This window comes from Arthrobacter sp. YC-RL1, from assembly GCF_001454985.1.
GTDB classification, from domain to species: Bacteria; Actinomycetota; Actinomycetes; order Actinomycetales; family Micrococcaceae; genus Glutamicibacter; species Glutamicibacter soli.
This window is the reverse complement of sequence record NZ_CP013297.1, coordinates 2,967,563-2,992,887: the sequence shown is the minus strand read 5'-3', so window position 1 is coordinate 2,992,887 and position 25,325 is coordinate 2,967,563. Positions and strand designations below refer to the sequence as shown.

Here is a 25,325-nt window from a genome sequence, read left to right as displayed (position 1 = left end):
GAGATGAAGTGAAAATGAATCGACGGTGCCTACCGGCGTCTGAATGGCGCCTCGGAGGAAACGGGGCTATGGTGGTTAACTATTGCCTACCTATCGGTAGGTAGGAATCGAGAATCACCTCGCGTCAACCTTTTTGAGGAGAAGCAGATGCCCGCAACCCAGACCGCCGCCAAGGTCGGTGCCTGGTTCGCCATCTCGCTGGCTCTGGTCACCATCCTGGGGCCGGCCGGCACCGATATGTACCTTGCGTCCCTTCCTGACATCGTCGCGGACCTGAAGGGCACTGAATCCATGGGCCAGCTGACCTTGACGGTCTACCTGCTCGCCATGGGTGTCGGGCAGCTGGTCTTCGGCCCGCTCACCGATGCCTTTGGCCGGCGCAAGCCGCTGCTGGCGGCGCTGGTCGCTTTCCTCGCAGCCTCCTTGTGGGCGGCCGGCAGCCCGAGCCTCGAGGTTCTGCTCGGAGCTCGTGCCCTGCAGGGGCTGGCCGCGGCGCTCACCTTGGTGGTGGCGCTGAGCATGGTGCGCGACGCAGCCCAAGGGGTGCGGGCGGCGCAGCTGTTCGCCCTGCTGATGACCATCGAGGGTTTGCTGCCGGTGCTGGCACCGACCGCCGGCGGATTCATCGACCAGCACTTCGGCTGGCGCATGGTGTTTTTGGTGCTGGCCGGCCTGACCGCCATCGCCACCGTGAACACCACCTTCACCATGCCCGAAACCCTTCCCAAGTCCTCGCGGATCCAGCTTCGCCCGAGGGAAATCCTGCGCACCTACGCGCGCATCGCCAAGGACCCTGCCTTACTGCTGCCCACGCTCGGGCTGTCCTTGGTCTTCTTTTTCCTGTTCGGCTACATCGGCGGCGCGCCGTTCGTCTACCAGGGCGAGTTCGGCCTGGACGCAGGGCAGTTCGGGCTGCTCTTCGGCTGCACCGGGCTGGCAGTGATGCTCGGCGCCATTGTCACCGGGCGGATGGTTTCCCGCTGGGGCGCGGCCAAGCTCGCGTTCATCGGCACCGCGCTGGTGCTGGGCGGGGCGGTGCTGGCTTTCGCCCTGCATGCGGCCGGGCTGGGGCTGGGCGGCATCGTGGCTGGCATGTTCCTCTCCCTGTTCGGCCTGGGGGTTGCCGAGTCGACGCTGATGGCGTTGGCCATGGGCTCGCAGGACGTTTCGCTGGGTTCAACCGCCGCCCTGCTCGGCGCGCTGCAGCTGACCATTTCCTCGGCGGCCACCCCGCTGTCCGGCCTCGCGGTCGAAGCCGGGGTTCCTGCCTGGCTGGGATTCCTGATGGCGGGCGCGGCGGCGGCTCTTGTTATTGTGGGTATCAGCGCCAAGCGGGCGCCGGTGCTGACCGATTTGGAAAGCCACTAGGAACCACGAGCACGGATCAAGCGGAGCAATCAGCGCACCATGTCACTTTCCCCCTCGGCCCAGAAGATCTGCGACGTCGCGGTCAAGCACTTCGCCCAGTTCGGCTACGACGCCTCGTCCCTGGCAGCCATCGCCGAGGGGGCGGGCATGCGCAAGCCCTCGCTGTATGCGCACTTCGCCGGCAAGGACGCGTTGTTCCTGCAGGTGCTGGAAACCGCGCTGGACGAGGAGAAAGTGGTGGCCCGCGCGGCCCTGGCCGCAGGGGGCGGGTCTTCGGAGGTTCCGGGAGACGGCTATATCTCCGGGCTCCAGGAGCGCTATGACGGTTCGCCGCACTTCCAATTCCTGCTGCGGACCGTCTACGCGCCACCGGTGGCCCTGCGCGAGCAGGTCATCGAGAAGTACCGCGGCTACGAGTCCGAGCTTCGGGCGGCCTTTATGGAAGGCCTTGACTCGAACCTCGCGGAGGACCGGGCGATTCTGCTGGCCGAGGCGTTTCTCGGAGTGGTCGACAGCCTGCAGGTCGAGTTGATCTACAACTCCCCGCAGACCTTCGAGGTGCGGCGCGATGCCATGCGCCTGATGCTGGGGACGTTCGCCGCGGCGCAGTGACGCAATATTGCCACCGGCACGAAGCGGCCATGCAGTCATAGTGCAGACAAGAATGCCGGAGCATCCCAAGGGAGGTGCTCCGGCATTCTTGTCGCTGGCGTGTTTAGCGGCGTCCCAGGTTCCAGGACAGGCGCGGGGTGCTCAGCGCATTGCGCTTGCGCAAGCGCGTCACGCGCTTGGCCGCCGGCACGGCGCGTGCGGTCTGCTGCTCTTGGCAGTCCAGCGCCATCAGCAACGCGGTCACCGCGGCCAGCTCTTCGGGCGTCGGGTTGCCGCGGGTGACGGTCAGCTGCGCGGCAGCGGAGGCGAGGGCCTGCTGATCCATGGGAGAACTCCTTGTGCGTCGTGGAAGAAGGGTGTGTGCCGCAGGGTCCTTACAGCGGGATGTTGCCGTGCTTCTTCGGAGGCAGGCTGGCGTGCTTCTCGCGCAGCGCGCGCAGCCCGCGTACCAGCTGCAGGCGGGTCTCGCTCGGGGCGATGACCGCGTCCACGTAGCCAAGCTCGGCGGCCTGGTACGGGTTGAGCAGCTCGGCCTCGTAGTCGTCGATGATCTGCTTGCGGCGCGCCTCGACGTCTCCGCCCTCGGCCTCCACCGCCGCCAGGTCGCGGCGGTACAGGATGTTGACCGCGCCCTGCGCGCCCATCACGCCGATCTGCGCGGTAGGCCAGGCAAGGTTCAGATCCGCGCCCAGCTTCTTGGAGCCCATCACGATGTACGCTCCGCCGTAGGCCTTGCGGGTGATCACGGTCAGCTTCGGCACGGTGGCCTCGGCGTAGGCGAAGAGCAGCTTGGCGCCGCGGCGGATGATGCCCTGGAATTCCTGGTCCTTGCCGGGCAGGAAGCCTGGCACGTCCACCAGGGTCACGATCGGGATGTTGAAGGCGTCGCAGTGGCGCACGAAGCGCGCCGCCTTCTCCGAGGCGTTGATGTCCAGGGTGCCGGCGAACTGCATCGGCTGGTTGGCCACCAGGCCTACGGTGCGGCCCTCGATGCGGGCGTAGCCGATCAGCACGTTGGGCGCGTACAGCGCCTGCATCTCGAAGAACTGCCCGTCGTCCACCACGGACTCGATGACGGTGCGCATGTCGTAGGGCTGGTTGGCCGAGTCCGGGATCAGGGTGTCCAGTTCCAGGTCGTCCTCGGTGACCTCCAGCTCTTCGTCGAATTCGGCGATCAGCGCATCGGAGAGGTTGGAGGAGGGCAGGTAGTCCAGCAGGTCCTTGCAGAACTCGATGGCGTCTTCCTCATCGGCGGCCAGATAAGTGGCGGTGCCGGTGTTGGCGTTGTGCTGGCGCGCGCCGCCCAGGGTCTCCATATCGATTTCCTCGCCGGTGACGGTCTTGATGACGTCAGGTCCGGTGATGAACATGTGGCTGGTCTTGTCGACCATGATCACGTAGTCGGTCAGCGCGGGGGAGTAGGCGGCGCCGCCGGCGCTCGGGCCCATGATCAGCGAGATCTGCGGGACCACGCCGGAGGCGTGCACGTTGTTGCGGAAGATGTCCGCGAACATGGCCAGGGAGGCCACGCCTTCCTGGATGCGGGCGCCGCCGCCGTCCAGGATGCCGATGACCGGGCAGGAATTGCGCAGCGCGAATTCCTGGACCTTGACGATCTTCTCGCCGTTGACCTGCGAGAGGGAACCACCGTAGACGGTGAAGTCCTGCGAGTAGACGGCGACCTGGCGGCCGTCCACGGTGCCGTAGCCGGAGACCAGGCCGTCGCCCATCGGCTTCTTCTTCTCCATGCCGAAGGCGGTCGAGCGGTGGACTGCCAGGGCATCGAATTCTACGAAGGAACCCTCGTCCAGCAGCATCTCGATGCGCTCGCGGGCGGTGTGCTTGCCGCGCGCATGCTGCTTCTCGACGGCTGCCTGTCCACTGGGTGCTTCGGAGAGCTTTTGGCGGCGGCGGAACTCAGCGAGCTTGCCGGCGGTGGTGGACAGGTCGATTGCTTCGTCTGCCTCGGTACGGCCCTGCGTCATGCCCTGGTCTCCCTCGGATCGGTCTCAATGTGTAGGAATGGCACAAGAAAATTGCCAACCAAGCCAGTCTAACTGGGAAAACAGCCAGTTTGTTTGTAGGAATCTTACAAATTGGGGCAATCCTGAGCATGACCCACCCCAGAATAAGTTACTCAACAGTAGCTTGCGCGCCCCATCTGCCGTAACCTAGATCACATGACTATTGAATCGCGAACCCTCATCGCCCCCGAGCATTCCCGGCTGGCCGGACGCACCATCCTGATGAGCGGCGGCAGCCGCGGCATCGGCCTGGCCATCGCGACCGCCGCTGGCCGGGCCGGCGCCAATGTGGTGCTGCTGTCCAAAACCGACACGCCGCACCCGAGCCTGGAAGGCACCATCCATACCGCCGTGCAGCAGATCAACGACGCCGGTGGCAAGGGACTGGCCGTGGTGGGCGACGTGCGGGTGGACGAGGACGTGCAGCGCGCGGTGCAGCAAGCCATCGATGCCTTCGGCGGCATCGACATCGTGGTGAACAATGCCTCGGCGATCAACCTGGCCAAAACCGACCAGCTGGACATGAAACGCTACGACCTCATGCAGGACATCAACGTGCGCGGCACCTTCCTGCTGTCCAAGACCGCGCTGCCGCACCTGCGCGAGTCCGCTCACGCCCACATCCTGACGCTCTCCCCGCCGCTGAACCTGGATCCCAAGTGGGCAGGGATGCACCTGGGCTACACCATGGCCAAGTACGGCATGTCGCTGACCACGCTGGGTCTGGCCGAAGAGCTCAAGGACGCCGGCATCGCGGTGAACTCCCTGTGGCCGGAGACGCTGATCGACACCGCCGCGATCCGCAACCTGCCAGGCGGCCAGCAGATGGTCCACGGCGCGCGCAGCGCGGACATCGTTGCGGACGCCGCCATGGCGATCCTCTCCAGCGATCCTGCCGGAGTCAGCGGCAATTTCTTCACCGACGGCCAGGTGCTGAAGCTGGCCGGGGTCGACGACTTGAGCGGCTATGCGCTGGATCCCGAGGTTCCGCTGGTGGAAGACATCTTCCTGTAAAGCCAGCTGCCGCACAGGCCCGCGTGGCTTAGGGTGGTTTTCATGAGCATTGAGAAGCACTGTGCCCGCGCCGCGCTGGATCCGGCCGTCTTCGACGCCCTGGCCGGCGAGCTGGGACTGGGCCTGGTCAGCATCCGTGAAACCTCCGGCTCGACCAACACCGAGCTGGCGGACCTGGCCGCCTCCGGGCAGGCCGGGAACCTGAGCGTGTACTTCACCGAGCACCAGCAGCAGGGCAAGGGGCGGCTGGGCCGCGACTGGGTCACCCCGGCCGGGTCCTCCCTCACCGTCAGCGTGCTCGCGGTGCCTGGAGAAAGCATGCCCACCGACTCGCTGTCCTGGTACACCATGCTCGCGGCCCTGGCCTGGTGCCAGGCCGTTGAAGAACTCACCGGGGTGGCAGCCCGCATCAAGTGGCCCAACGACGTGCTGGCCGGGGACAAGAAGATCTGCGGCATCCTGGCCCAGCTGGTCTCCACGCCGAAGGGCTTCGGCGTGGTGGTCGGCACCGGCATGAACGTGGACCAGGACGCCACCGAGCTGCCGGTCCCCACCGCCACCTCGCTGCGCCTGGCCAGCGGATCGCCGGTGTCGCGCAGCGCCCTGCTAACCGGCTATCTGCGCCGCTTCGCCGCCCTGGATATCGCCTTCCGCGAAGTCCGCGGCAATGCCGCGGCCGGGATGAATGGCTTCTCCGGGGCCAGCCTGGCTGGCATGGTCGCCGCGAAGCTGGCTACGCTCGGACACGACGTCCGTGTTGAATTCCCAGATGGGAGCCTGCTTGAAGGCCAAGCGGTGGACCTTGAACCCGACGGCGCGCTGCTGGTGCGCGACGGCGCCGCACGCACCCACCGGGTGCTGGCCGGGGACGTCCACCATGTGCGGCGCGCCGATGGAAAGTACGCCTAACCTGCTAGTGCAACTGCACCGGGACTAGTATTAGTAGAACTGAGGCTTCAAGGACCAACCAGGGCAGGAGGGACGAGGATACTGACGATGAAGGTGCCGCTGCATGAGAGGGAACGCGTGATCATCAAGACGCGTGAACATTCCAAAGTGCTGAGACAACCAATTGTCGTTTTCCTGCTGCTGACCGTGGTCTGCACGTTCCTGCTCGGCTACCTCAGCCGCACCGACCTTTCGCCCTGGCTGGCGGAGAACGCCGGACTGTGGGTCGTGGTGACGCTGGTCCTCTGGGCGGCGCTGACGCTGATCTGGTGCGTGGCCCCGTGGGTGCGCTGGCTGCGCAGCCGGATCGTGCTGACCACCGAGCGGATCCTGTTCCGCTCGTCCTTCACCTCCGGCAAGCTGCAGTCGGTGGGTTTGTATACGGTGCGCGACCTGATTGCCCACACCAAGAAGCAGAACGCCATGACCCGCGCCGGCACCTTGGATATCGTGCTGGGCCATGGCTACGTCAGGATTGCCCACGTTCCCTCCGTCCCGTACTTCAGGTCCCTGGCCATCGACGCGATAACCAACCTGCGCAACAACCAGTCCCCGGTGCAGACCGAGGCATCCAAGAGTGAGGGCATGGCTCCATGAGCACCGAGCACAGCAATACGCCACGGGCCGACACTCCGCAGTCCGCCTCCGTCGCGGCCCACCAGGCCCGCGAACACGCCCCGGTGGAGACCGCCCCCGAAGCGGATCCGATCCTGGAACTCGCCCAGGCCATGGAGAAACCGCTGCAGGTCCCGGCCCACACCCCCGACGCCATCCGCGACACCGTCGCGGCTTTGGAACGCCAGCTGATCGGCGGGCAACGCGAGCTGCGCCGCCGCGAGGTGGCGGCCGACGCCGGCATCTCATTGCATTCGGCCCGCAAGCTCTGGCGCGCGATCGGCTTCCCGGAACTCAGCGACGACGACGTTTTCTTCACCAAGCGCGACGAGGAAGCGCTGGCCACGATGGTCGGCATGGTGCGCGAAGGGCAGCTGACCGAGGAAACCGCCATCTCCCTGATGCGTTCGGTGGGCCAGATGACCGACCGCATGGTGGTCTGGCAGATCGAGGCGCTCGTGGAGGACATGATCGCCAACCAGAACATGTCCGACCGCCAGGCCCGGCGCCAGCTGTTCGACATGCTGCCGGACCTGATTCCGCAGATCGAGAACCTGCTGCTCTACTCATGGCGCCGCCAGCTGAACTCCGCGGTGCACCGCATGGCGTTGCGCGCCGAGGCCGGCGTGGCCGCCTACAACCAGGGCGGGGGCGGGGACGACGACACCCCGCTGCCATTGGCCCGCGCGGTGGGTTTCGCGGACCTGGTCTCCTACACCTCGCTGTCACGGCGCATGAACGAACGCACGTTGGCCAAGATGGTGCAGCGCTTCGAATCCAAGAGCGCGGAGATCATCTCCGTGGGCGGCGGCCGGCTGGTCAAGACCATCGGCGACGAAGTGCTGTACGTGGCCGAAACCCCGCAGGCAGGCGCCCGGATCGCGCTGGCGCTGTCGCAGGAGTTCGAAGCCGATGAAATGCTGCCGCAGACCCGCGGCGCGGTGGTCTGGGGACGCATCCTCTCCCGGCTGGGAGACATCTACGGACCGACGGTGAACATGGCCGCCCGGCTGACCTCGCTGGCTGAACCCGGCACGGTGCTCACCGACGCGCTGACCGCCAATACGCTGAAAAACGATCCGCGGTTCGTGCTCACCGCCCAGGAAATCACCGCGGTGCGCGGCTTCGGGGAGATCCAGCCCTTTGAACTGTCCCATGGCGAGGGTACCGGATTGGTGGTGGACTGATGCACGCAGAAGCCCAGTCCGTCCCCTTCGTCCTCGCCGCGGCCGGGCGCACCGACGTGGGCCGGCGGCGCACCGAGAACCAGGACCGCATCCTGCTGGGCCAGGTGGCCTATGCGGTGGCGGACGGCATGGGCGGCCACGAGGCCGGCGAAGTAGCCAGCCAGCTGGCCGTGGAGACCATGGAAGAGCTGTGCACCCGCGCGGCCAAGACCTCCGTGCCGAGCCTGCCCACCGTGCAGCAGGTCCAGCGGCAGGTGCAGCTGGCCGATGACCGCATCCGCGAGGCGCTGGAGTCCCGCGGCGGCACCACGCTGTGCGCGCTGGTGCTGATCAAGGCCTCCGGGCAGGGCCGCGACTCGGTCACCGCGCCGGTGGCCATCCCTCCGTGGACCCAGGGCTTCGCGGCCCAGGGCACCACCGACGTCATTTCGAAGATCACCCCGGAAATGCTCGAGGCCCACCGCCGCGGACAGGACCCGGCCACCGCCGCGATGCCTGTTATCGAGGAAGTGCCGAACCTGGCGCTGGTCAACGTGGGCGACTCGCGCGGCTACCGTCTGCGCGACGGGGCCCTGCAGCAGCTGACCCGCGACCACTCTGCCGTGCAGGAAATGGTTGATGCCGGCCAGATCACCGAGCTGGAGGCGCGGAACCACCCGCACCGCAACCTGATCACCCGCGCGCTGGGCGCCGGGGCCGAAAGCCATCCGGACATCACCGTGCTGCAGCCGCGCATCGGGGACCGCTATCTGCTGTGCTCGGACGGGCTGAGCGGCGAGCTGACCGAGGACCTGCTGCAGAGCCTGCTGGTCAGCTACAAGGACCGCGAAGTTGCCGCCGAGGTGCTGACCGGCGCCGCGCTGGAAGCCGGAGGGCGGGACAACATCGCTGTGATTGTCATCGACGTGCTGGCGCCCCCCGTGCCGCCTGGAACCGCAACCCAGGCTCCGGCACTGTAGGCCCGCCGGCGTCGTGGCGGCTCCTGGGCCAGGGGCGCACGCTGCCGCTGGTTCAGGGCATTGGATTCCTGCCGCCGTTCCCTGGCGCGCCCTCCGCCGCTGATCCAGTCGCCGCAAGCCCACGTCGGCGGGCCGGGGAGGGCTTCTGGCAATGTGGTGTGGGCGTGGTGAATCCGTCGGCTCCCTGGGGCACAATTGGATACGTGAGTGAAAATGACGTAACGCCAGTTGAGACCACGAACGCCCCGCCTGCACCGGCGCGTGAACGACACGACGAGCTTGTCGAGGCAATCCGGACGCATCGGGAAGCCTACTACCAGCAGGATGCCCCGCTGGTCTCGGACTCCGAATACGACGCGTTGTTCCAGGAGCTGGAACTGCTCGAAGCCCAATACCCCATCCTGGCGGGCCAGGATTCACCCACCCAGGAGGTCGGCGGCGAGGTGTCCGCGGCCTTCGCCCCGGTGACCCACGCCAGCCGCATGTACTCGCTGGAAGACGTGTTCTCCCTGGAGGAATTGGATGCCTGGCTGGAACGCGCCGGCGCCAACGCCAACCGCCTGCACCCGCAGATTCCCGTGCGCTGGTTGTGCGAGGTGAAAATCGACGGCCTGGCCCTGAACCTCACCTACCGCGACGGCAAGCTGGTCCGCGCCGCCACCCGCGGCGACGGCACTACCGGCGAAGACGTCACCCACAACGCCATGACCATCAGCGACATCCCGCAGCAGCTCTCCGGTTCGGGCTGGCCAGCGGAATTCGAGGTCCGCGGCGAGGTCTTCATCGCCACCGACGACTTCAACGCCTACAACGAGGCGCTGATCGAGCAGGGCAAGGCGCCGCTGGCCAACCCGCGCAACGCCGCCGCCGGCTCGCTGCGCCAGAAGGACCCGGAACAGACCGCCAAGCGCCCGCTGCGCATGTTCGTGCACGGGCTGGGGCGCAGCCGCGACTTCCCGATCACCGAGCAGTCCCAGGCCTACGAGCTGATGCGCGAGTGGGGACTGCCGGTGTCCCCGTACGGCCGCGTGGTCGAGTCGCTGGCCCAGGTGAGGGAGTTCATTGCCGAGCACGGCGAGAAGCGCCATGAACTGATCCACGACATCGACGGCATCGTGGTGAAGGTCGACGACCTCTCCACCCAGGAGCAGCTGGGCTACACCTCGCGCGTGCCGCGCTGGGCCGTGGCCTACAAGTACCCGCCGGAAGAAGTGCACACCAAGCTGCTGGACATCCAGGTTCAGGTCGGGCGCACCGGCAGGGTGACCCCTTTCGGCGTCATGGAACCGGTGCTGGTGGCAGGGTCCACCGTGGCCCGCGCGACCCTGCACAACCAGGAGGTCGTCAAGGCCAAGAACGTGTTGATCGGGGACACCGTCATCCTGCGCAAGGCGGGAGATGTGATCCCGGAGATCGTCGGCCCGGTGCTCGCGCTGCGCGACGGCACCGAAGTCGACTTCATCATGCCCACCGAATGCCCCTCCTGCGGCCAGCCGCTGGCCCCGGCCAAGGAAGGCGACGTGGACATCCGCTGCCTGAACGCGGAATCCTGCCCGGTGCAGCTCACCGAACGCGTCGCCTACCTGGGCGGACGCAGCGCCCTGGACATCGAGGCGCTGGGCTACGAGGCCGCCGCCGCGCTGACCAGCGGGCCGGGCGAGGACCCGGCCACCCAGGGCGGGTTGATCCTGCCGGCGGGCCCGGGCCCGCTGCGCAACGAAGCCGAGCTCTTCGACCTGAAGGACAAGCTGGATCAGCTGGCCGAGGTCAAGGTCTGGCGCGAAAAGCGGGTCAAGGGGGAGGGAACGGGCAGGTTCGATCTGGTGCCCTACTTCTTCACCAAGGCCACCGCGAAGAAGCCCTCGGTGCCGACCAAGAGCACCGAGAAGCTGTTCGACGAGCTGGAGAAGGCCAAGGGCAATCCGCTGTGGCGGGTGCTGGTGGCGCTGTCCATCCGCCATGTCGGACCCAACGCCTCCCGCGCCATCGCCACCCGCTACGGTTCCATGGACGCGCTGCTTGAGGTCATTGATGCCGGCAACGCGGTGGAGGAGCTGAGCCAGATCGACTCGGTGGGCTCCATCATCGCCGAGGCCCTGGTCGACTGGTTCAAGGTCGACTGGCACCGCGAGATCGTCAGCGCCTGGCAGGCGGCCGGGGTGAAGATGGTCGACGAGCGCGACGCGAACATCACCAAGAACCTCGAAGGCCTGGCCATCGTGGTCACCGGGACGCTGGAGAACTACTCGCGCGACACCGCCAAGGAAGCGATCATCGTGCGCGGAGGCAAGGCCACCGGCAGCGTCTCGAAGAAAACCGATTTCCTGGTGGCCGGCGAGGCCGCCGGATCCAAGCTGGACAAGGCCCAGTCGCTGGGGCTGCCGGTGCTGGATGAAGCAGGTTTCGGCATCCTGCTCGGCCAGGGGCCGGATGCAGCCCGCGAAGCGGCGCTGTCCGCACCGGAAGGAGCATAAGGCCATGGATCGAGCCATTTCCCACGATCCGCTGGTGCTGCTGGCGCGCAGGGCGGCAGCAGCCGGCGCCGAGGTCCTTGCCCGCCGTGACGAGTCGAAGTTCAACACCAATGAGAAGTCCGCAGCGGGGGACTGGGTCACCGACTTCGACCGCGCCGCGGAAGAAGCCATCCGGGCGACCATCGTGACCACAAGGCCGAATGACGAGCTGACCGGGGAGGAATACCCCAGCGACCGGCCGGCCAATCCCAGCGGCCTGCGCTGGAGCATCGATCCGCTGGACGGCACCACGAACTTCGTGCGCAATATCGCCTACTACTGCTCATCGGTGGCGGCCTGCGAGAAGACCGAGGACGGGATCGAGCGCTGGGTGGCCGCTGCCATTGTGGCCCCGGCGCTGCACGTCGAATACTTCGCCGGACGCGGGCTGGGCGCTTGGAAGCAGGACCTGCACACCGGCAAGATCACCCAGCTGCACGGACCGGCCGACACCGAGGCCCGAATCCTCGCTACCGGTTTCGGCTACGACCCCGAACGCCGGGAATTCCAGGCATCGGTGCTGCAAGAGGTCATCGGGGACTACGTGAACGTGCGCCGACTGGGCTCTGCGGCGCTGGACTTGTGCCTGGTGGCCGAGGGCGCGCTGGATGCCTACGCCGAATTCGGCACCCGGGAATACGACTGGGCCGCCGGCGCGCTGATCGCCGAGGAAGCCGGAACCCTGGTCGGGCGGCCCGTGGGTTATCCGGGATGGCAGTACGCGGGACTGGTGGACTCTTCCAAGCTGCCGATGCCCGAGTGAGCGTAAGCGCCGTGAACGTCCCAGCCGCCTAATTCAATACCGTGCCGAGCAGATTGCTCGCATAGTGGATCGCCACGCCGACCAGCACACCGCCGCACACCTGTGAGGCGGTGTGCTCTCCGCTGCGGATCCGCGCCCAGGACAGCACCGCGATGCCGGCGACGACCACAGGCATGTACCCGCCCATGCCGTCGGCGGCCTGCAATGCCACATAGGTTCCCACCGACAGGTGCACGGAGACCTTCCACCACAAATTGACCACCGACACGACAAGCAGGCCAAGCAAGATCGCCAGAACTTCGCGGAACATCGCTGCGCCGGCATTCATGACCTGGAGCAGCAGCAGGCCGCCGAGGATGGACCCGGCAGCCAGCGCGTACAGCCGGTGCCGCTGCCGCCGCTGCGTCACGTGCATGTCGGTGACCATGCCGCGCAGCTTCGCCGCCAGCAGCACCAGCCACGGGATGATCGTGGTGAACAAGGCGGCGACCAGCGCGTCGGACCAGCCCATCTGCGCGCGGCGCAGCGGCGTTGAGAGCCGCAGCAAGGTCGCCAAGGCCGCCGGTGAAAGCACATGCGAAAAAACGAGTGCCAACTGTCGGACTTTCTGGGCAGCGGGAGCATCCCCGGTGAGCTGCATGGAGTAGTACCTCGCAAGTTGTCGTCTTTGGTATGCTCCCAAGCCTAGTGCGGACCGGGGTTTTCGCTCCGGCGCGGCAGTTTGCGGAGGCATCCCGTCTCCACCGGGCAGGCCACGCGTGGCAGGAGATGCGGGAGGGACAGCATGCTCAAGATAGCCAGTTGGGTAACACGAACGGCCTTGATCCTGGCCGGGCTGGTGGGAGTTGCCGCAACTGGAATCGTGGCCTCAATGCTCCTACCCGATACAGGAAAAGATGAATCCTGCGAACTGAATACGCCGTATTTGGTTGGCGGCAAGGGCGCTGCAGGAGAAGACCTCGAAGTGGTGGTGGATCCTGCTGGATGCGACCTGGACCTGCGCGATGGGCAGCTGATCTATCTTGAATTCTCGGTGACGGATGCCCCAGTACCGCAAGAGGGCCAGAGCCAGGCGCAGATGCCGGCGGACGGCTCCATGCACGCGATGCTGCCGGTGGATCCGCGGAACACGAGCGGCCAGCTGGTGGTGACGGTCCACGGCGGCGTTCCGGGCTGCGACGAAGACTACGCCGCGTGTGCCGCATGGATCCATGAACTGGATACTCGCATTGAAGTCTTGAAATAGTCAGCCTACGGTTCCCAGAAGGAAACTATTCCGGCTGCGGATCAGCCGTGGCATGTACCAGCTCAGCACGAGTCTTTCCGCCAGCCAGCCCAGCGGGCCCCACGGCGCGGCGAAGCTGATCTTGTCGATCATCACGGTTTCATGGCCGCAGTCGATGAACTCGTGGACGTGCCGGAAGTGCTTGAACGGGCCACGCAGCTGCTCGTCCGTGAATGATGTGTGCTTCTCCAGCGCGGTGATCCGTGAGGTCATGCGCAGGAGAACGCCAAAGTGCGTCGCCCGCCAAGTCACCTGCTCGCCGAGACCGATCATTCCAGTGGTGACACCGGCGACGGCCCGCTCTGCGGAATCCTTCATGGATTCCGTGTGAGCGTCGATATTCAGGGACTTGTCCCACAGCGCCTGGACGCTCTGGGACGTGCGGGAGACGCACTCGAAGTAGACGGCCATAAGGCCAGACTAGACGACGACCAGATTCTCTTCGGAAATTCCGGCTGCCGCATCGTCGTAGTATTCGCGCTGGGTCAGCTTGGAGGCAGCTGCCTCGTCCAGTACCACAACGGCGTCGCGGTGCAGCTGCAGTACCGAGCCGGGGCATGCTGCGGACAGCGGGCCTTCGACCGCGGCGGCAATGGCGTCGGCCTTGCCGGCGCCGGTGGCCACGAGAACCAGGCGGCCGGCATCCAGGATGGTGCCAAGGCCCTGGGTGACGCAGTGGGTCGGCACGTGCTCGATGCCGGCGAAAAAGCGGGCGTTGTCCTCGCGCGTCTTGGATGCCAGCCGCTTGATGCGGGTGCGGCTGGTCAGCGCGCTGCCTGGCTCGTTGAAGCCCAGGTGGCCGTTGGCTCCGATGCCAAGGATCTGGACCTGGACGCCGCCGGCTGCCTTGATTGCGGCATCGTAGGCATCCGCTGCTGCCTGGACCGCGATTACCGAGTCGCCGGTGCCCTGCGGCACGCAGAGGTTCTCCGGGCGCAGGCCGATGACGTTGCAAACCTCGTTGACCAGGGTCTGGCGGTAGGACTGCTCGTGGGTGTCCGGGATGCCGATGTACTCGTCCAGCGCGAAACCGAGCGTGTCAGAGAAGTCCGCGCGTGATTCGGAGACCGCTTTGCCCAGTTCGCGGTACAGCCCCAACGGGGATGAACCGGTAGCCAAGCCCAGCACCTGCCGCTTGCCGTTCCCGTGCTCGGCCAGGCCGGCCAGGACGTTGTCAGCGGCGATACGAGCTACCTGGTCGGCGCTCGAACCAATCAGTACGCGCATAGAAGGAGGATCCAATCTTCAAATAACGGGGTGCGCCGGGCGGCGCCGCGGCCAGCCGGAGTCAGGGCAAGGGCAGGACCGTGAAATTACTATTCTTGCAGGTTTCCTGCGTCGCTAGCACTTTTGCGCCGCAGGAATCTGCAACATCTCGATCACGGTGCGCGCCAGCACCGGTGAGGCGCCGTAGGTGGTGATGTCGGCGCGCGGGGCGGGCCAACCGAAGTTGACCACCAGTACGCGGTGTCCGTCCTGGCGCAGCTGGGCGGCGAGCTCATGCACGGCATGGGTCTCGGACAGGGCGCGGGCCGCGAGCAGCACCTTGGCGCCGGGACGCAGGTCCTCCGCGGCCTCGGTCGGAGCGACGCTCGACAGGCCCCACGGCACGTGTCCCACGGCCATGTTGCTGTCGGTGTCCACCTGGACCAGCTGCACTTCGGCAGGATCCGCGATCCAGCCTTCGACCTCGGAGGAGGTTTCGAAGGCCTTGGACCAATCGCCGGTCACCAGCTCGCATGGTTCGCAGGCCTCGTCCTGCACCCGGTAGTGGGTGGCCAAGGCGGTGTTGCGGGCCGCCGCATCGCGCAGGCGCTGGGGATCCAAGGCGCCTTCGTGCACCGCGTGGAGGATGGCGTTGACAACCTGTTCGTAGTCTTCGCGTTTCATGTCGGTGCCCAGGCACAGCAGGTCGGCCCCGGCGCGCAGCGCACGCACGGCGGCCACAGGGATTCCGGTTTCCGCGCTGGCGCCGGCCATGTCCAAGGCGTCGGTGACGATCACGCCGGTGAACCCCAGTTCATCGCGCAGCAACTTGCCCAAGATGGCACTGGAGAAGGTGGCGGGGTTCTCCGCGTCCAGCGCCGGGACCATGATGTGGCTGGTCATGATGGCGGCGATGCCGGTCTGGATCGCCGCGGTGAACGGGGCCAGCTCGCGTTCGGCCAGGGTGAAGGGATCCACCGCGACCACCGGCAGCGACAGGTGCGAGTCCGTGGAGGTGTCACCGTGGCCGGGGAAGTGCTTGGCGCACGCGGCGACCATTTCCCCCTGCAGCCCCACGGTGAACGCGGCCGTGTGCATTGCCACCTTGCGCGGGCTGATCCCGAAGGAGCGCACCCCGATGACCGGATTCTGCGCGTTGGTGTTCACGTCCGCGTCGGGCGCCAGGTTCAGGTTGAAACCGTAGGCGCGCATTTCCCTGGCGATGGCCCGGGCGCTGGCGCGGGTCAGCTGCGGGTCGTCGAGTCGGCCCAGCACCGCGTTGCCCGGCTGATTGGAGCCGTCGCGGTAGTGCAGCCGGGTGACGTCTCCGCCCTCTTCATCCAGTGCCAGAATGGCGTTGGGGGACGCCTGGCGGATCTGGGTCATGAGGTCGGAGAGCTGTTGGGTGTCCTGGATATTGCCGCCGTAGATGCACAGCGACCCCATGGGATCCGGTAGTCGAACGGTGGCACTATTAACGAACCATGTCTTTGATTGATGAATTTCGCGTGACCTGCGACGGACTGGTTATCGAACCAGCCGCGCCAGCCGACTTTGAGCGAGTCGGCGACCTCACCGTTGACGCCTACCTGGCGGCCGGGCACTTCGACGACCCCCAGCACGAGTACATGCAGTTCGTCCGCAGGATCGCGGACCGCGCGGCCAAGGCGGAAGTCTACGTGGCCCGTCGCGAGGGCGCGGTCATTGCCTCCATGACCCTGGTTCCCTTCGGCAGCGAATATGCCGACATCGCCCGCGCAGGCGAATTGGAGATCCGCATGCTCAGCGTGGATCCCGCGGCGCAGCGTTCGGGTGCAGGGAAGGCCATGGTGCTTGCCGCGATCGAGCGCGCACGGCAGCTTCCGGAGGTGCACGCGGTCTCGCTGACCACCGGAGGAAACTGGACCGCGGCCCGGGCCTTTTACGAATCCCTGGGATTTGCGCACTGCGCGCAGCGCGACTGGTACGTGCCCAATACCGAGATCCTGCTGGTCGTTTACACCATGGATCTCCGTTAACGGTCATGTCATTGTTGGTTCTCAGCGCCGGGCCATAGAATGGCGCCATGAGTGCACTTCGCCGAAAAGTCATTGCCCTGTCAGTTGCGAGCCTTGTTGCAGGCACCCTGAGCGCCTGCAGTTCAGCCCCTGCAGACCCGGCTCCGTCGGCAGACGCGCTGGCCGCCGCGCTGAATTCCGGCGACTTCTCCGGCATTGCATTCAGCAACTCTGATGCGGCCGCGGCCGCGGCGACGCTGGACACGGCATTCGGCAAACTAGATGACATCAAGCGCACCAGCACCGTCAATTCGGTGGCCACGGATGACCAGAAGCAGGACGGGGTCACCACCGCTACCGCTACCATCCAGACCGTCTGGGATGTGGATGAGACCGAGACGGATCTGAGCTACCAGACCCAAGCCGTCTGGCAATACGACGACGAAGGCAAGAGCTGGCAGCTGCGCTTCGACCCCTCGATCCTTGCGCCGGACATGGCCGAAGGCGACTTCCTGGCGGCCAGATTCGAGCCAGGCCAGCGCGGCAACATCACTGACGGTGAAGACAAGAACATTGTCACCGAGCGTCCGGTGATCAATGTCGGCATCGACAAGACCCGTGCGACCAGCGATGAATGGGCATCCTCGGCAAAGGCGCTGGCCAAGCTCGTGGACATCGACGAAGACGCCTTCGTGGCCAAGGTCAAGGCCGCCGGCGAGAAAGCCTGGGTGCAGGCCATCGTCCTGCGCGATGACGCAACCCGCGAGGTCACCGACGAGCAGATCGCCAAGATCCCGGGAGCCGTCGGGCAGGCCGACCAGATCCCGCTCGCTCCGACCCGCTCCTTCGCCCGGCCGCTGCTCGGCTCGGTCGGCGAAGCCACCGCGGAAATCGTCGAGAAGTCCGAGGGCAAGATCCATGCAGGGGACCAGGTAGGCCTCTCCGGCTTGCAGGCAACCTACAACGACACCCTCTCGGGCACCTCAGGGGTAACCATCTCACGCTACAACGCGGCCAAGGAAGCCCAGTCCGAGCTGTTCTCCAGCAACCCGGTGGACGGCAAGGACGTGCAGCTGACGCTGGACCAGGACCTGCAGAAAGAAGCCGACGATTTGCTGCAGGAGGCCGAATCCAACTCGGCCATCGTGGTCATCCGGCCGTCCGACGGCGCGGTGCTTGCCGCATCCTCCGGCCCGGTGTCCTCGGGACTGAACACCTCATTGCAGGGGAAATATGCCCCGGGCTCATCTTTCAAGGTCATCAGCGCCCTGGCAATGCTCCGTGACGGCGCGAGCGCCAGCACCAAATTCGACTGCAAGGCCACCACCGTGATTGACGGCAAGACCTTCAAGAACTTCGACGGCTACCCGGCCTCAGCACTGGGCAAAATCCCGCTGTCCGAAGCCATCGCCCAGTCCTGCAACACGGTCTTCGTCGACGAAGGCGAAAAGATCGGCGGAACCAAGCTGGCCGAGGCCGCAGCAGCCCTGGGGCTGACCGGTGAGGACGGCACCGGCGCCGGCGCGGTCCTCGGTTCGGTGCCCACCGATTCCACCGGAACCGAGCAGGCGGCGAACATGATCGGCCAGGGCGTGGTGGAAGCCTCGCCGCTGGGCATGGCAACTGTCGCAGCCTCCGTCCAGGCCAAACAAACCGTGTCGCCCAAGCTGGTGATCTCACCGGAACCCAAGGCGCCTGAAACCGCGAAGTCCAAGCTCACCGAGGAGGAAGCCAGCGAGCTGGCCACGATGATGGCCGCCGTAGTCGACCACGGAACGCTCAAGGACCTGAAGGGCACCGGCACCGGGAAGATCATCGGCAAGAGCGGCACCGCCGAATACGACAGCGAGCGCAACGCCCACGCCTGGGCCATTGCCGCCCAGGGCGACATCGCTATTGCCGCCTTCGTCGAGGACGGCAACGGCGGAGCGCAGACCGCAGGTCCGCTGGTGAAGGACATGCTCAAGGCTGCACAGTAGGCATCAGGTTCGCGCTGCCCTCCAGGAATTTCTGGAGGGCAGTTTCTGATTGCGGCTTACGCCTCTTGGCAGTAGGCCCCGTACGCCTTGCGCGCCGCATCCGGAGCTTTCGCATCCAGCGTCAAGGAGCAGTCCAGAACTCCCGAGTCGGGATCGATCCACGTGGAGAATTCCAGCTTGTACCGGTTTTCCGGCTCATTCTGGCATTGGACGCTGAATTCATGGGTCAGCGGCGTCGCGGCGAGGTACACCAAATTGCCGGCAGATCGATCGGAATTGGCGAGCAGCGAATCAAATTCGCCGGCGCGGGGGAAGGGCAGTTCTTCGAGCCGGTCAGGAGATACGGCATTCACTGCAGTGACAACCGCATCAAGGTTGTCCCATGCGGGCAGCGGGGTCCACGCGACGGAAGATGCAACTTCCTGATCGAGCACTGTTTTGCCCAGATCCTGATCGTAGAACCTGTCGACCCGGATGAATTGGGGTTTTCCTTCGGACTGCCCCGCACTGACCACATATGGTCGATCGCAAGAAGTGGTGGGTGTTGGCGTCGGGATTTCCTCCCCTTGCGGCAGACCAGGGCTCGTACAGGAGACAAGTCCCAAGGACAGGCAAGCTGCCAACGCTGCGATGCGGCCTTGCTTCATCTATTTTCTCCTTGTCGGTCTACCGCTTGACTGCGGCTTTGGCCGCCGGTGAGTATGAATGATACTTCAAGTCAGACTGCAGATATCCTTGTGCAGCCACGGACAGCTTCGGTTGCTTGCCGGTAGCCTATCTGTGCACCTTCGAACTGTACAACCGGCCAAGAATACGGTGTCAGCTGGCGAAGTAGCCGCAGTCCACGATTCCCACGATGAGCTCGTCATGGAAATGCGAATCCCGTTCACTGCCCTCGATATTGAAACCAGCCTTTTCCCAGGCTCGGATGGCCCGGGGTTATAGGAAGCCACGCGCAGGCTGACGGGGTGCAGGCCCAATGCCTTGAAACCATAACTGCACATGAGTTTCATCGCGCGGGTGACCAATCCCTTGTCCACGTATTTCGGGCCGGTCATGATCGACAGGTCGGCAATGCGACGGGGAGCGTGCCGCCGTACAACGTCGCATGCCCCACCAGGGGAGCGGTGGTTTCCTCGAAAATGCTGAAGCCTGCATCGCCGCCCTCCGACCGATTGCGGCACCAGGACGCGAACCGGTCCGCCGGATGCTGGGAAAGCTGGGGCTTGGCAACCTTTTGCTGCGCCCCGGCCCACCGCGGATCGTTCAACGACAGAGATAGCACCGCGAAGTCCTCCGGCTCGGACTCTCGCAGCACAACTGCATCGACTTCAAACAGCGTTGTCCCGTAGGCCTGGGTTTGCTCCCCGGTGGTCCACTCGCAGTTAGTTTCCATGCCGTCTATGCTAGGCATAAACGACCTGGCTCCTGATCATTTGGTGCAGTGCTTGTGCCAAAACAACCCACCTGAAAGTCGATGCGCATGGGAATCATCTACAACACGACGATGAAGCCGAGCAAAAACGAGCTGGTTGAAGACTGGCTGGTCCGCCAGGATTTCTTCACCGGCAAGAAGAAGCCGCAGCTCATCCACGTCGGGGGGTTCCGGCTGGAAGACCCTGCCGGGGAGGTCGGCATCGAGTTCCGTCTTTATGCGGATAACGCCGATCTGAGCGACGTCATCTACCACGTACCGCTGACCTACCGGGACGCGCCGTTGCCCGGGGCCCAGAAGTATCTGCTGGGTACCAGCGAGCATGGCATCCTCGGCACCCGCTACATCTACGACGCCGAAGGAGACCCGGTCTTCACCGCGCAGCTGCAGGCGTTCGCCGACGGCAAGGCCGTCCCGCAGCACCACACCGAATCCTTTATGGACGAACCGCGGGTCGCCCTGACCAAGGACGCCGCCGGAAAGAAGCTGCAGATCATCCGCCGCCCGGTGCGCTTGGCCGGAGCCCAGTCCGGGGTCGTGGGATATTGGGAGAACGCCCTGGGGCAGGAGCTGACCGGTTTGGTATTGCGCACAGCGTAGCTGATGCGCCACATTACGGCCTGATGGCAGTCCGGCACGGGATAGACTTGTCTATGAAACCCATCCGCCCATTCTAGGGAGATATATGTCTGCCATCAGCCGTGAGGACCTTGTGCACCTGGCACAGTTGGCCCACATCGAGATGAGCGACGCAGAGCTGGACAAGATGACCGGTGAACTCGACGCTATCGTCGGTGCCATCGCGTCTGTCAGCGAAGTCGCCTCCTCCGACATTCCAGCAACCAGCCACCCGATCCCGCTGACCAACGTCCTGCGCGAGGACGTGGTGGGCCAGACGCTGAGCATTGACGACGTGCTTCTCAACGCGCCGGATTCGGACTCGGATCGCTTCAAGGTCCCGGCAATTTTGGATGGTGAATAATCCACGTGAACGAACTGATTAAGCTCTCCGCCGCCGAACTGGCAGCCAAGCTGCGCGCCGGCGAAACCACCTCCGTGGAAGCCGTCCAGGCGCACCTGGACCGCATCGCCGAGGTCGACGGCACCCTGAACGCCTTCCTGCACGTTAACGCCGAGGAAGCGCTCGCCGTGGCCGCAGAGGTGGACGCCATCCGCGCCGCCGGCGGCGCCGAAGCCGAAGCGCTGCACCCGCTGGCCGGCGTGCCGATCGCCATCAAGGACCTGATCGTCACCAAGGGCCAGCCGACCACCGCCGCATCCAAGATGCTCGAGGGCTGGATGAGCCCATACGACGCGACGGTGATTGAGAAGATCCGCGCCGCGAAGCTCCCGATGCTGGGCAAGACCAACCTCGACGAGTTCGCGATGGGTTCCTCCACCGAGCACTCGGCCTACGGCGTGACCCGCAACCCGTGGGATCTGGGCCGCATCCCGGGCGGCTCCGGCGGCGGCTCGGCAGCAGCCGTGGCGGCCTTCGAAGCCCCGCTGGCCCTGGGCACCGACACCGGCGGCTCCATCCGCCAGCCGGGCGCGGTCACCGGCACCGTGGGCGTGAAGCCGACCTACGGCGCGGTCTCGCGCTACGGCGCCATCGCCATGGCCTCCTCGCTGGACCAGATCGGCCCGGTGTCCCGCACTGTGCTGGACTCGGCGCTGCTGCAGGAACTGATCGGCGGGCACGACCCGAAGGACTCCACCTCGCTGCCGCAGGACCTCGAAGGCCTGGTGGCCGCCGCGCAGGCCGGCGCCGCCGGCGACCTGTCCGGCGTGCGTGTTGGCGTCATCAAGGAATTGCAGGGCGAGGGCTACCAGAAGGGCGTGCAGGCGCGCTTCAACGAGTCCCTTGAGCTGCTCAAGAACGCCGGCGCGGAAATCGTTGAGGTTTCCTGCCCGAACTTCAAGTACGCGCTGGGCGCCTACTACCTGATCATGCCTTCCGAGGTCTCCTCGAACCTCGCCAAGTTCGACGGCGTGCGCTTCGGCCAGCGTGTGCTGCCGACCGAGGGTCCGCTCACCATTGAACGCGTCATGGGCGCCACCCGCGCCGCCGGCTTCGGCGACGAGGTCAAGCGCCGCATCATCCTGGGCACCTACGCCCTGAGCGCCGGCTACTACGACGCCTACTACGGTTCGGCCCAGAAGGTCCGCACCCTGATCCAGCGCGACTTCGACGCCGCGTTCGAGCAGGCCGACGTGCTGATCTCCCCGACCGCTCCGACCGTGGCTTTCGAGCTCGGCGCGAACGACAACGACCCGGTTGCCATGTACCTCAACGACGTGGCCACCATCCCGGCAAACCTCGCCGGCGTCCCGGGCATCACCGTGCCCGGCGGCCTGTCCGAGGGCCTGCCGGTGGGCATCCAGTTCCTGGCTCCGGCCTACGAGGATGCCCGCCTGTACCGCGCCGGTGCCGCACTGGAGACCCTGCTGGAAAAGCAGTGGGGCCACACCCTCATCTCGCAGGCACCAGCCATTGACACCGCTTCGATCGCGCAGGAGGCCTAGGGAATCATGAGCAACTACACCGATGAACTAGTCGATTTCGACGAGGCCCTGGATCGCTATGATCCGGTGCTGGGCTTCGAAGTCCACGTGGAGCTGAACACCAAAACCAAGATGTTCTCCGACGCCCCGAACGCCTTCGGCGACGCCCCGAACACCAACGTCACCCCGGTGGACCTGGGTCTGCCAGGCGTGCTGCCGGTGGTCAACAAGACCGCCGTGGAGTACTCCATCCTGATCGGCCTGGCGCTGAACTGCCAGATCGCCGAAAAGTGCGGTTTCGCCCGAAAGAACTATTTCTACCCGGACACCCCGAAGAACTTCCAGACCTCCCAGTACGATGACCCGATCGCCCATGACGGCTGGCTGGACATCGAGCTGGAGGACGGCGAGGTCTTCCGCGTGGAGATCGAGCGTGCCCACATGGAGGAGGACGCCGGCAAGCTGACCCACATGGGCGGCGCCGCAGGCCGCATCCAGGGCGCCGACTACTCGCTGGTCGACTACAACCGCGCCGGCGTGCCGCTGGTGGAGATCGTGACCAAGCCGATCGTGGGCGCCGGCAAGCGCGCCCCGGAGCTGGCCCGCGCCTACGTGGCAGCGATCCGCGAGATCGTGAAGAACCTGGGTGTGTCGGACGCGAAGATGGAACGCGGCAACGTGCGCTGCGATGCCAACGTTTCGCTGATGCCGAAGGACGCCGAGAAGTTCGGCACCCGTACCGAGACCAAGAACGTGAACTCGCTGCGCGCAGTGGAGCACGCCGTGCGTTTCGAGATCGAGCGCCACGCGGCAGTGCTGGATTCCGGGAACAAGATCGTCCAGGAAACCCGCCACTGGCATGAGGACACCCGCTCCACCACCTCGGGCCGCCCGAAGTCGGATGCGGATGACTACCGCTACTTCCCGGAGCCGGACCTGGTGCCGATCGTCACCACCGCCGAATGGGTCGAGGAGCTTCGCTCCCGCCTGCCGGAACCTCCGGCAGACCGCCGCAAGCGGCTGAAGGCCGAGTGGGGCTACGCGGACAAGGAGTTCCGCGACGTCGTGAACGCCGGCGTGCTGGATGAGATCGAGGCGACCATCGCCGCCGGTACCTCCGCCGCCGTGGCCCGCAAGTGGTGGATGGGCGAGATCGCCCGTCTGGCCAAGGCCGCCGAGAAGGAGATTGCGGATCTGGGTGTCACGCCGCAGACCATCGTTGAGCTGAACTCGCTGATCGAAGCGAAGAAGATCAATGACAAGATCGCCCGCCAGGTCCTGGAATTCGTGCTGGCAGGGGAGGGCTCCCCGGCGGAGATCGTCGAGAAGCGCTCGCTGGCAGTCGTGAACGACGACGACGCGCTGGGCAAGGCCGTGGATGACGCCATCGCGGCCATGCCAGACGTGGTCGAGAAGATCAAGGGCGGCAAGATGCAGGCCATCGGTGCGCTGATGGGACCGGTCATGAAGGCCACCCGCGGCCAGGCCGACGCCGGTCGCGTCCGCGAGATCGTAATGGAGAAGCTGGGCCTCTAAGGTTCGCTGCTCAAACAACTGAGGCTCCCGTTTCCGTCGCTGACGGAAATGGGAGCCTCGTTTGTTGAATCGGATCAGAGGGGCGCGACAGTAATGCTGTTGAGCGTTCCGCCCTGGACGAATCCGTCGACATTGACCGCGACTTCTTCGAAAGCGTTCAAATGTCCCGTGGCCGAATCGAAGATGAACGAATACCGGTAGGTCAACGTATCGGTGGGTTCGCTGTCCCGCAGCAATTGCCTCCGGGCACCTTGGAAGTCATCGCAATTCCCGCTGACGTGGTCGGGTGCGATGACACTGGGACGAACAATCGGCTGAAAACCACGGATGATCTTGACCGTACTTCCTGCGTCATCCCGATCAAGCTGCTGCAAATCACCCGGTAAGCCCGTCCGCTCCGACCATTTGGCCCCAGCGGATCGGGTCATCACCAGGTCTGCATTAGGATTGCTGGATGACCACCGCCCAACCACTTTCGGGTTTTCCCGAGGCTGAAACGTCCATCGATCTGGCCCTCGTGGAGCGGCTGGTCGCTAGCCAGGCGCCGAAGCAGTGGGTGCGGCTTCCCATCTCCTACCTGGCCACGGGATGGGACAATGAGGTCTATCGGCTGGGGGAGCGGCTGCTGGTGCGCGTGCCCCGCCGGGCCTTGGCCGCGCAGCTGGCCGAGCGCGAACGGCTATGGTTGGACCGGGCCGCGGCCGACAGCGGACTGGATCTGAGTGCGCCGCTGTTTTCCGGGATGCCGACCGCGGAATATCCCTGGAGCTTCTCCATCTGCCGTTATGTTCCCGGAGTGAGTGCAGCCGGCATTTCCCGTGTCCAACGTGACCACTATGCGCGGCAATTTACGGGATACCTGCGCTCCCTGCACGCAGTGGCCCCGCCAGAGGCGCCGCGCAGCGCCTTCCGCGGAAGGCCGTTGCGGGAGCTGGACGATGCAACCCGCGGACGCATTGAGCTGCTGCCCACCGCGCAACGGCCAGCAGCCCAGTCCATCTGGGAAGCCGGGCTGAAGGCCGCCGAATACAACGGACCGGCACACTGGCTCCACGGTGATCCGCACCCGCACAACACCATCGTCCAGAACGGGCCGGACGGTTTCGAACTAGCTGCGCTGGTGGACTTCGGCGATCTGTGCGCGGGCGATCCCTCGTCGGATCTGGGCATGCTGTGGCTGCACTTCAGCGCGGATAGCCGCGACAGCGCGCTGGCCGAGTACGGGGTCCTCAAAGGCAGTGACACGTGGCTGCGGTCCCGGGCTTGGGCCCTGCGCTACGCCATGCTCACCTCACCGCTGGGACCCGATGACCCGCTGGGAAGAATCGGCCTGGAAACTCTGCGGGGGCTGCTTCGACACTAACTAGTCGCCCGGCGCA

General features: G+C 65.6%; 26 protein-coding genes. 17 read left to right on the top strand and 9 right to left on the bottom strand.

All coding sequences use genetic code 11. The features are described from left to right. Window positions 1-147: 147 nt before the first annotated feature. A complete protein-coding gene (locus ATC04_RS13880; protein WP_047118510.1) occupies window positions 148-1,368 on the top strand; it encodes a multidrug effflux MFS transporter in 1,221 nt (406 codons plus the stop codon). 39 nt (window positions 1,369-1,407) lie between these two features. Next, window positions 1,408-1,980, top strand: coding sequence for a TetR/AcrR family transcriptional regulator (locus ATC04_RS13875; RefSeq protein WP_047118511.1), 573 nt, complete (start codon window positions 1,408-1,410; stop codon window positions 1,978-1,980). A gap of 103 nt (window positions 1,981-2,083) precedes the next feature. Here ATC04_RS13875 and ATC04_RS13870 read toward each other — a convergent pair whose 3' ends face one another. Together ATC04_RS13870 and ATC04_RS13865 are read right to left on the bottom strand one after the other, a co-directional pair. Then, a complete protein-coding gene (locus ATC04_RS13870) occupies window positions 2,084-2,305 on the bottom strand; it encodes an acyl-CoA carboxylase subunit epsilon (RefSeq protein ID WP_047118512.1) in 222 nt (73 codons plus the stop codon). Window positions 2,306-2,354: 49 nt separating this feature from the next. After that, window positions 2,355-3,965, bottom strand: a complete 1,611-nt coding sequence (locus ATC04_RS13865) for an acyl-CoA carboxylase subunit beta (RefSeq protein ID WP_047118513.1) — start codon at window positions 3,963-3,965, stop codon at window positions 2,355-2,357. 195 nt (window positions 3,966-4,160) lie between these two features. Here ATC04_RS13865 and ATC04_RS13860 point away from each other — a divergent pair, with 195 nt between their 5' ends. The 7 genes from ATC04_RS13860 to ATC04_RS13830 all read left to right on the top strand — a co-directional run bounded on the left by ATC04_RS13860 (window position 4,161) and on the right by ATC04_RS13830 (window position 12,003). Next, window positions 4,161-5,018, top strand: coding sequence for an NAD(P)-dependent oxidoreductase (locus ATC04_RS13860; RefSeq protein WP_047118514.1), 858 nt, complete (start codon window positions 4,161-4,163; stop codon window positions 5,016-5,018). 42 nt (window positions 5,019-5,060) lie between these two features. Then, window positions 5,061-5,927 (top strand): biotin--[acetyl-CoA-carboxylase] ligase, encoded by an 867-nt coding sequence (locus tag ATC04_RS13855; protein WP_052772278.1) that lies wholly within the window; start codon window positions 5,061-5,063, stop codon window positions 5,925-5,927. Between the two features lie 147 nt (window positions 5,928-6,074). Then, on the top strand, window positions 6,075-6,563 hold the full coding sequence (locus tag ATC04_RS13850) for a hypothetical protein (RefSeq protein WP_146955887.1): 489 nt from the start codon (window positions 6,075-6,077) through the stop codon (window positions 6,561-6,563). Next, the gene (locus ATC04_RS13845) at window positions 6,560-7,768 is read left to right on the top strand and encodes an adenylate/guanylate cyclase domain-containing protein (protein WP_047118516.1); all 1,209 of its coding nucleotides are present in this window, start codon (window positions 6,560-6,562) and stop codon (window positions 7,766-7,768) included. Before ATC04_RS13850 ends, ATC04_RS13845 begins: the two co-directional genes overlap by 4 nt. Continuing rightward, window positions 7,768-8,727 (top strand): protein phosphatase 2C domain-containing protein, encoded by a 960-nt coding sequence (locus ATC04_RS13840; RefSeq protein WP_047118517.1) that lies wholly within the window; start codon window positions 7,768-7,770, stop codon window positions 8,725-8,727. The genes ATC04_RS13845 and ATC04_RS13840 overlap by 1 nt, the downstream gene beginning before the upstream one ends. A gap of 203 nt (window positions 8,728-8,930) precedes the next feature. Then, on the top strand, window positions 8,931-11,201 hold the full coding sequence (ligA, locus tag ATC04_RS13835) for an NAD-dependent DNA ligase LigA (protein WP_047118518.1): 2,271 nt from the start codon (window positions 8,931-8,933) through the stop codon (window positions 11,199-11,201). 4 nt (window positions 11,202-11,205) lie between these two features. Beyond that, window positions 11,206-12,003 (top strand): inositol monophosphatase family protein, encoded by a 798-nt coding sequence (locus ATC04_RS13830; RefSeq protein WP_047118519.1) that lies wholly within the window; start codon window positions 11,206-11,208, stop codon window positions 12,001-12,003. Between the two features lie 28 nt (window positions 12,004-12,031). On the opposite strand, the gene ATC04_RS13825 is transcribed toward ATC04_RS13830, so the two are convergent. Next, window positions 12,032-12,598 (bottom strand): hypothetical protein, encoded by a 567-nt coding sequence (locus tag ATC04_RS13825; protein ID WP_146955885.1) that lies wholly within the window; start codon window positions 12,596-12,598, stop codon window positions 12,032-12,034. Between the two features lie 189 nt (window positions 12,599-12,787). Here ATC04_RS13825 and ATC04_RS13820 point away from each other — a divergent pair, with 189 nt between their 5' ends. Beyond that, window positions 12,788-13,249, top strand: a complete 462-nt coding sequence (locus ATC04_RS13820; RefSeq protein ID WP_147407214.1) for a hypothetical protein — start codon at window positions 12,788-12,790, stop codon at window positions 13,247-13,249. On the opposite strand, the gene ATC04_RS13815 is transcribed toward ATC04_RS13820, so the two are convergent. From ATC04_RS13815 to ATC04_RS13805, 3 genes are all read right to left on the bottom strand, one after another. Beyond that, the gene (locus ATC04_RS13815; RefSeq protein WP_047118522.1) at window positions 13,250-13,699 is read right to left on the bottom strand and encodes an SRPBCC family protein; all 450 of its coding nucleotides are present in this window, start codon (window positions 13,697-13,699) and stop codon (window positions 13,250-13,252) included. 9 nt (window positions 13,700-13,708) lie between these two features. Then, complete coding sequence (locus tag ATC04_RS13810; RefSeq protein WP_047118523.1) at window positions 13,709-14,515, bottom strand: glucosamine-6-phosphate deaminase; 807 nt, start codon at window positions 14,513-14,515, stop codon at window positions 13,709-13,711. Between the two features lie 114 nt (window positions 14,516-14,629). After that, window positions 14,630-15,940: a glycoside hydrolase family 3 N-terminal domain-containing protein gene (locus tag ATC04_RS13805; RefSeq protein WP_052772279.1), complete on the bottom strand. Its 1,311-nt coding sequence runs from the start codon at window positions 15,938-15,940 to the stop codon at window positions 14,630-14,632. A 38-nt stretch (window positions 15,941-15,978) separates the two neighbouring features. Here ATC04_RS13805 and ATC04_RS13800 point away from each other — a divergent pair, with 38 nt between their 5' ends. Then, window positions 15,979-16,512 carry a GNAT family N-acetyltransferase gene (locus tag ATC04_RS13800; RefSeq protein WP_047118525.1) on the top strand — a complete coding sequence of 178 codons (534 nt, stop codon included), beginning with the start codon at window positions 15,979-15,981 and terminating at the stop codon, window positions 16,510-16,512. A gap of 47 nt (window positions 16,513-16,559) precedes the next feature. Then, window positions 16,560-18,470 (top strand): penicillin-binding transpeptidase domain-containing protein, encoded by a 1,911-nt coding sequence (locus tag ATC04_RS13795; protein ID WP_047118526.1) that lies wholly within the window; start codon window positions 16,560-16,562, stop codon window positions 18,468-18,470. Between the two features lie 56 nt (window positions 18,471-18,526). Here the strand turns inward: ATC04_RS13795 and ATC04_RS19410 are convergent, their stop codons facing one another. Both ATC04_RS19410 and ATC04_RS13785 read right to left on the bottom strand, forming a co-directional pair. Then, window positions 18,527-19,117 (bottom strand): hypothetical protein, encoded by a 591-nt coding sequence (locus tag ATC04_RS19410; protein WP_146955883.1) that lies wholly within the window; start codon window positions 19,115-19,117, stop codon window positions 18,527-18,529. 407 nt (window positions 19,118-19,524) lie between these two features. Beyond that, window positions 19,525-19,884 carry a hypothetical protein gene (locus tag ATC04_RS13785; protein WP_047118528.1) on the bottom strand — a complete coding sequence of 120 codons (360 nt, stop codon included), beginning with the start codon at window positions 19,882-19,884 and terminating at the stop codon, window positions 19,525-19,527. A 93-nt stretch (window positions 19,885-19,977) separates the two neighbouring features. On the opposite strand from ATC04_RS13785, the gene ATC04_RS13780 reads away from it, so the two are divergent. The 4 genes from ATC04_RS13780 to gatB all read left to right on the top strand — a co-directional run bounded on the left by ATC04_RS13780 (window position 19,978) and on the right by gatB (window position 23,946). Further along, entirely contained in the window at window positions 19,978-20,505 is a 528-nt protein-coding gene (locus ATC04_RS13780; protein ID WP_157359289.1) for a 1,4-alpha-glucan branching protein, read from the top strand. Window positions 20,506-20,590: 85 nt separating this feature from the next. Beyond that, window positions 20,591-20,887: an Asp-tRNA(Asn)/Glu-tRNA(Gln) amidotransferase subunit GatC gene (gene gatC, locus ATC04_RS13775; RefSeq protein WP_047118529.1), complete on the top strand. Its 297-nt coding sequence runs from the start codon at window positions 20,591-20,593 to the stop codon at window positions 20,885-20,887. Then, a complete protein-coding gene (gatA, locus tag ATC04_RS13770) occupies window positions 20,884-22,431 on the top strand; it encodes an Asp-tRNA(Asn)/Glu-tRNA(Gln) amidotransferase subunit GatA (protein ID WP_152666801.1) in 1,548 nt (515 codons plus the stop codon). Before gatC ends, gatA begins: the two co-directional genes overlap by 4 nt. A gap of 6 nt (window positions 22,432-22,437) precedes the next feature. Beyond that, complete coding sequence (gene gatB / locus ATC04_RS13765) at window positions 22,438-23,946, top strand: Asp-tRNA(Asn)/Glu-tRNA(Gln) amidotransferase subunit GatB (protein WP_047118531.1); 1,509 nt, start codon at window positions 22,438-22,440, stop codon at window positions 23,944-23,946. Window positions 23,947-24,020: 74 nt separating this feature from the next. Here the strand turns inward: gatB and ATC04_RS13760 are convergent, their stop codons facing one another. Next, on the bottom strand, window positions 24,021-24,377 hold the full coding sequence (locus tag ATC04_RS13760) for a hypothetical protein (RefSeq protein WP_147407212.1): 357 nt from the start codon (window positions 24,375-24,377) through the stop codon (window positions 24,021-24,023). Window positions 24,378-24,400: 23 nt separating this feature from the next. Here ATC04_RS13760 and ATC04_RS13755 point away from each other — a divergent pair, with 23 nt between their 5' ends. Continuing rightward, window positions 24,401-25,309, top strand: a complete 909-nt coding sequence (locus ATC04_RS13755; protein WP_052772281.1) for an aminoglycoside phosphotransferase family protein — start codon at window positions 24,401-24,403, stop codon at window positions 25,307-25,309. Window positions 25,310-25,325 lie beyond the last annotated feature (16 nt).